At 75.7% G+C, this 6,399-nt stretch carries 3 protein-coding genes; all 3 read right to left on the bottom strand.

All coding sequences use genetic code 11. The annotated features are described in order from the left end of the window. Positions 1-79 precede the first annotated feature (79 nt). Positions 80-1,021, bottom strand: coding sequence for an NAD(+) diphosphatase (nudC, locus tag LJ221_RS22685; RefSeq protein WP_241718577.1), 942 nt, complete (start codon positions 1,019-1,021; stop codon positions 80-82). 260 nt (positions 1,022-1,281) lie between these two features. Continuing rightward, positions 1,282-4,767, bottom strand: a complete 3,486-nt coding sequence (locus tag LJ221_RS22680) for an ATP-dependent DNA helicase (RefSeq protein ID WP_241718576.1) — start codon at positions 4,765-4,767, stop codon at positions 1,282-1,284. An 84-nt stretch (positions 4,768-4,851) separates the two neighbouring features. Continuing rightward, a partial coding sequence (locus LJ221_RS22675) for a PD-(D/E)XK nuclease family protein (protein ID WP_241718575.1) occupies positions 4,852-6,399 on the bottom strand: 1,548 nt, incomplete at its 5' end.

Raw genomic sequence — 6,399 nt, 5'->3', positions numbered from 1 at the left:
GCCGCGGCCCGGGGCCGGGCCGCGGCGGACGGCCGGTGGCGTGCCCGGTGCCCTGCGCCCGGCACCGCCGGGCGGCCCGTCACAGCGGATCCGGCAGCGGCTGCCCGTACCACAGCTCGATCAGCCGGGCCGCGATCGAGATGCCCGACGGCGGCAGCACCTCGCCGGAGGCGAACGCGGCGCGCAGTTCCTCACGGGAGAACCAGCGAGCCTCCTCGATCTCCTCGCCGTCCACCCGGATCTCGGTGGAGGTGGCGTGCGCCACGAAGCCCAGCATCAGACTGGACGGAAAGGGCCACGGCTGGCTGGCCACGTACTCGACCCTGCCGATCGTGACGCCCGCCTCCTCGCCCGCCTCGCGTACGACCGCCTGCTCGATGGACTCGCCCGGCTCCACGAAGCCCGCGAGCGTGGAGAAGCGGCCCCTGGGCCAGTGCACCTGGCGGCCCAGCAGCGCGCGGCCCTCCGGATCCGTCACCAGCATGATCACGGCCGGGTCGGTGCGCGGGTAGTGCTCGCCGCCGCAGGCTGGACAGCGGCGGATGTGACCGGCCGCGGCGATGACCGTACGCTCCCCGCAACGCGAGCAGAAGCGGTGCATGCGCTGCCAGTTCTCCAGGGCCACGGCGTGCACCATCAGCTGGGCGTCGCGCTCGGACAACAGCGTGCCCGCCTCCCGCAGCCCGGCCGGGCGGGCCGCGTCATCCATCCGGCCCGGCAGCGCGTCCTTCTGCAGGGCGAAGTAGCGCACACCGTCCTCGCCGATGCCGAGGAAGTAGCGGTGCGCCTCGGTCAGCGGGGCGTCGAAGGACGGCATGGTCACCAGCTCGGCGCTGCCGTCCCCGGTGTCCTCGATCAGCACCTGCCCGCCGGACACCACGAAGCAGCGGGTCGTCGGGTGGCTCCAGGCCGCGCCGAGCCAGGCCTCGTCGAGCCGGTGGTGGGAGGCCCGGTCTATGCCGCCGGTGGCGGTGAGCGTGACCGGGGGACGGTCGGTGGTGTGGTCGGGCCAGGTGATCACGGCTGCTACCAACTTCCCCTGCTGCGTGAGCGGTGGTTCGGGTGCGTACGACGGCCGCCGGACCATCCCGTGCAGTCCGGGTGCGGTGGAAGACCCGCCCCCCTCCGTCCGCGGCGGCGCCCGCGCACGGCCGTCCCGTCCGCTCCCCTTGCCGGGGGAGGCGGGGGCGCCGACCGTCCGCGGGGACGGCGGGCCGGCCTGCGGTGCGCACGCGGACGACGGTGTCCACGAGCGGCCGGGGTGGTGCTCATGCCCTGAGCCTATCCGGCCGCCCCGCCCGGCCCGGAATCGGCCGCAGTGTCCCGCCGGACTCCGGGATCACCCTGTTCACCCGGAATATCCACAATTCCCTGGGTGCCCACGTCGTCCGCCTCCTCCGTGCCGTACAGCAGCAGCCGCTCCAGGCCGGCCCGGCCCGGCAGCCGGGCCGGGCGGACCAGCTCCCCGCTGCGTACGTGGAGGAAGGCGGCGCGTACGGCCTCGGGCGGCAGTCCGTGCCGCTCGGCCCAGGCGAGGCGGTAGACGGCGAGCTGGAGCGGATCGGCCCTGCCCGACCGCCCGGTCTTCCAGTCGATGATCTCGAAGCGGCCCTCCCCGTCGCGGTACACCGCGTCGATCCGGCCCCGGATCACCCGGCCCGCGAGCACCAGCCGGAAGGGCTCCTCGACGCGGTACGGGGCGCGGTGCGCGTAGGGGGTGCGGCCGAACGCCTCCTTGAGCGCGGCGAGGTCCTTCTCGTCGTCGATCCCCGCGTCGTCGCCGCCGGGGTACGCGTCGGCCCCGTCCCCGTCACCCGGCAGCTCCTCGGGATCGTGCAGCGGCAGCTCCAGCTCCTCGAAGCGGGACTCCACCCAGGCGTGGAAGCGGGCGCCACGGCGGGCGGCGGCGGGCCGGGGCGGCCGCGGCATGGGCCGGGCCAGGTCCCGTGCGAAGCCCCCGGGATCGGCGGCCAGGCGTACGAGCTGGGTCGCGGAGAGAGCCGGGGGCAGCGGCACCTCCCGCAGGCCCGACCGGGCCCTCCGCAGCTCGGCGGTGAGCGCCTCCATGTCGCGGTCCCAGGAGGCGATCTTCCCCACGTCCCCGGCCACGGGCTCCGGGGCCGGAGCGGGCTCCTCCACCGGCTCGCCCGCGGGCTCCTCCACCGGTTCCCGGGCCGGCTCCCGGGCTGTACGGGGCCGGGGCAGTACGCGCCCGCCCGCCCGCTGGTCCGTCCACCCGTCCAGGTGGGCCATGACGCGCCCGGCGGCGGTACGGCGGCGTGCCCAGGCCTCCGCGTCCAGCGGCAGGGGCCAGGCGCGCTCCTCGGCCGGCTCCTCCAGTGCCGGGTTCTCCTCGCCCTCGGCGGGCTCCTCCGCCCAGTGCTCGACCTCGCCGTGCCGTGGGTCGGCCTCGCAGTGCGCGCGCAGCGCCTCCAGGAAGGAGGAGGGGCCGCGCGGCTTCTTCTGACTGGGGCCCCACCAGTGGCCCGAGCCCAGCAGCAGGGAGCGGGGGCGGGTGAAGGCGACGTAGCCCAGCCGCAGTTCCTCGGTGTGCTGGTGGTCCCTGACCGCCTCGTCGTAGGCCTTGCGGTCCTTGGCCGTCCAGCCGGACAGCTTCGGCAGGGTCGCCGTGTCGCCGCGCAGCGCGGGCGGCAGCACCTTCGGCTGGGAGAGCCAGGACTCGCGGGCCTGCCCGCTGGGGAAGTTCCCGGCGACCAGTCCCGGGACGGCGACCACGTCCCACTCCAGGCCCTTGGACTTGTGCGCGGTGAGGACCTTGACGGTGTTCTCCTCGCCGGGCAGCGAGCTGTCCAGCCCCTTCTCGTACTCGGCCGCGGCGCGCAGGAAGCCCAGGAAGGCCAGCAGGGTGGACTGCCCGTCCAGCGAGGCGAATCCGGCGGCGATGTCCAGGAAGGTGCCGAGGGTCTCCCGGCGGCGGGCGGCCAGCGCGTGCGGGGAGGCGGAGAGTTCGACCTCCAGGCCGGTGACGGACAGCACCCGGTGCAGCACGTCCATCAGCGGGTCGGCGAGCGAGGCCCGCAGATCGCGTATCTCCTTGGCCAGCCGGGCGAAGCGCACCCGGGCCTCGGCCGAGAACGGCAGCGGGTCGTCGTGGCCGTCGGTGCCCAGGAAGGTGTCGAGGGCGTCGGCGAGGGAGACCACCTCGGCCGGGTCGGTGCCTTCCACGGCCGCCGCCAGCCGCGCCTCGACGTCGGCCTCCCCACCGCCCGTACGCGGCCCGCCGGGCACCAGCAGCCGGGCGCGGCGGCCCAGCAGCGCGAGGTCGCGCGGGCCGATGCGCCAGCGCGGACCGGTGAGCAGACGCACCAGGGAGGCGTTGGCGGTCGGGTCCTGGAGGACCTCGCACATGGCGACCAGATCGGCGATCTCCGGCAGGTGCAGCAGTCCCGACAGGCCGACGACCTCGACCGGCACCCCGCGCTCCACCAGCGCGCCCTGGATCCGCGCGAAGTCGCCGGCGGTGCGGCACAGCACGGCGACCCGGCCGGGTTCGGTGCCGGTGTTCACCAGGTGGGCGACGGAGTCGGCCAGCCACGTGATCTCCTCGGCGTGGGTGCGCAGCAGCGCGCAGCGCACCAGGCCGTCGTGCTCGGCTCCGGGCGCGGGGCGCAGCGCCTCCACTCCCGCGTGGCGGGCGCGCAGCGGCGCGGCCAGGGTGTTGGCCAGTGCCAGCAGCCGTCCGCCGCTGCGGCGGTTCTCGCTCAGGGCGTGGCGGCGGGCGGGGGCGCCGTCGGCGAGGGGGAAGTGCTCGGGGAAGTCGTCGAGATTGGCCACGGACGCGCCGCGCCAGCCGTAGATGGCCTGGCAGGGATCGCCGACGGCGGTGACGGCGTGGCCGGCGCCTTCCGCCGCCCCCGGTGGGGACGCCCCCGCTCCGAACAGCCCGGACAGCATGACGCGTTGGGCCACGGAGGTGTCCTGGTACTCGTCCAGCAGCACCACGGCGTACTCCTCGCGCAGGATCCGCCCGACCCCGGGCACATCGCGCGCCAGGGACGCCGACAGGGCCATCTGGTCGCCGAAGTCCAGGAGTTCGCGCTCCCGTTTGCGCCTGCGGTACTCCTCGACGAGCCCCAGCAGCTCCAGGCGGCCCCGCACGGTCTCGGGCACCTTCCGCAGGGCGGCGTTGGTGAGCTTCACCGCGCCGCTCTCCAGCAGACCGAGCAGCTCCCGGTCGTACACGCGCAGCCGCTCCGGCTCCACCAGGTGCTCGGACAGCTCGCCGTCGAGGGCGAGGAGGTCGCGCACCAGCTCGCTGACGGACTTGGTCAGCGCCGTGAGGGGGCCGGGCGCGGTACGCAGCACCGAGGCGGCGAGCTGGTAGCGGGTGGCGTCGGCCAGCAGCCGGGCGGACGGCTCGATGCCCAGCCGCAGCCCGTGGTCGCCCAGTAGCTGCCCGGCGAAGGCGTGGTAGGTGGAGATCCGCGGCTCGCCGGGCGGCTGTTCGGCCCCGGCGGGGCCGGGGTCGAGCACGCCGGCCCTGCTCAGTGCCCCGCGCACGCGCTCGGCCAGCTCGCCGGCCGCCTTGTTGGTGAAGGTCAGACCCAGTACGCGCTCGGGCGCGACCTGTCCGGTGCCCACCAGCCAGACCACCCGGGCGGCCATCACCGTCGTCTTGCCCGAGCCGGCTCCGGCCACGATCACCTGGGGCACGGGCGGAGCGGTGACGCACTCCATCTGCTCGGCGGTGAAGGGGATGCCGAGGAGTCGCCGGAGGTCGTCGGGGTCGGTGAGCTGTGCGGGCACCCACAAGACGCTAGCGCGCCGCGCCGACAGCCGGTTCCCGGGGGCGGGGGCCGGGACCCGGCCGGGGCGGTACCCGTCCCGCGCTCACCGCACGATGTGGCGCCCCTCGGGGCGGGCGCTGCACGCCCCCTTGAACGAGCAGGTGTCGCAGTGCCGTCCGGGAGAGGGCGTGAACCGCTCGTCCAGCACGCGCCCGGCGGCGTCGGCCAGCAGCTCGCCCACCCACTCCCCGTCCCCGTCGTGGGAGGACAGGGGAGGCTGCCGCTGCACGGCCGGGAGTTCGTCACCGCCCTCCTTCCTCGGCGCGCCGATCCTGAGCTGGACCAGTTCCGCGCCGCCCGGCTCCGGCCGCCCCTCGAAACCCTCGACCCCGTCGAGGGCGCCCTCGCGCACCGCGAGCTGGTAGACCGCCAGCTGGGGGTGGCGCTCGACCTCGGCCGCGGTCGGCTTGCTCCTGCCCGTCTTGAAGTCGACGACGTACGCCCGGCCGTCCGGTCCGCGCTCGACCCGGTCCATGGAGCCTCGGACGCGGACCTGGTGGCCGCCCGCCTCCAGCGTCACGTCGAAGTCGTGCTCGGTGGCGGCCGTCTCGCGTCCGAGGTCGCGCTCGATCACGTGCCAGCGCAGGAAGCGCTCCAGGGCGGCGCGGGCGTTCTCCCTCTCCTGCCGCGACTTCCAGGGCGCGTCGAAGGCGAGCGAGTCCCACACCGAGTCCAGCCGCTCCAGCAGGACGGACAGATCGGCGGGGGTGCCGCCGGAGGCGACCTCGTCTGCCAGGACGTGCACCACGTTGCCGAAGCCCTGGGCCGCGGTCGCGGGCGGCTCCGCCCTCACCTCGCGCCCCAGGAACCACTGGAGCGAGCAGGCGGTGGCCAGTTGGTGCAGCGCGCTGCCGGAGAGGGCGACCGGCCGGTCCCTGTCCCGCAGCGGCACCTCGCTGCGGGTCGGCTCGTACAGCCCCCACCAGCGGTGCGGATGGGCGGCGGGGACGAGGGGGACCCCGTCCTCGTCGCGCAGGGCGGCCAGGGCGGCCAGCCGTTCGGCGGCGGCCTCGCGCAGCGCGGGGGTCGCGTCGGGGTCGACGGTGGTGGCGCGCAACTCGGCGACCAGCGCGGACACCGACAGCGGGCGGCGCGGGCGGGCGGTGGTGTCCTTCGGCTCGACGCCGAGTTCGGTCAGGAAGCGGGAGGGCTGGTCGCCGTCCTCTGCCGCCGCCTTCACCGCGGTGACGACCAGGCGGTCGGCCGCGCGGGTGGCCGCCACGTAGAACAGCCGGCGCTCCTCGGCCAGCATCGCGCCGGGGGTGAGCGGTTCGGCCAGCCCGTCACGGCCGATCCGGTCGGGCTCCAGCAGGGAGCCGCGCCGCCGCAGATCGGGCCAGAGCCCCTCCTGCACCCCGGCGACGACCACCAGCCGCCACTGCAGGCCCTTGGCCCGGTGCGCGGTCATCAGCCGCACCGCGTCGGGACGCAGCGCGCGGGGGGCGATGGTGTCGCCGGCGATGTCCTGGGCGTCCAGTTCCTCCAGGAAGTTGAGCGCGCCGCGCCCGCCGGCACGTTCCTCGGCCCTGGCGGCGGCGGCGAACAGCGCGCAGACCGCGTCCAGATCGCGGTCCGCGTTGCGGCCGGCGGC

The organism is Streptomyces sp. CNQ085, from assembly GCF_022614595.1.
Lineage (GTDB): Bacteria > Actinomycetota > Actinomycetes > Streptomycetales > Streptomycetaceae > Streptomyces.
Note: the sequence above shows the minus strand (reverse complement) of the source record. Positions and strands in the feature narration are given on the sequence as shown.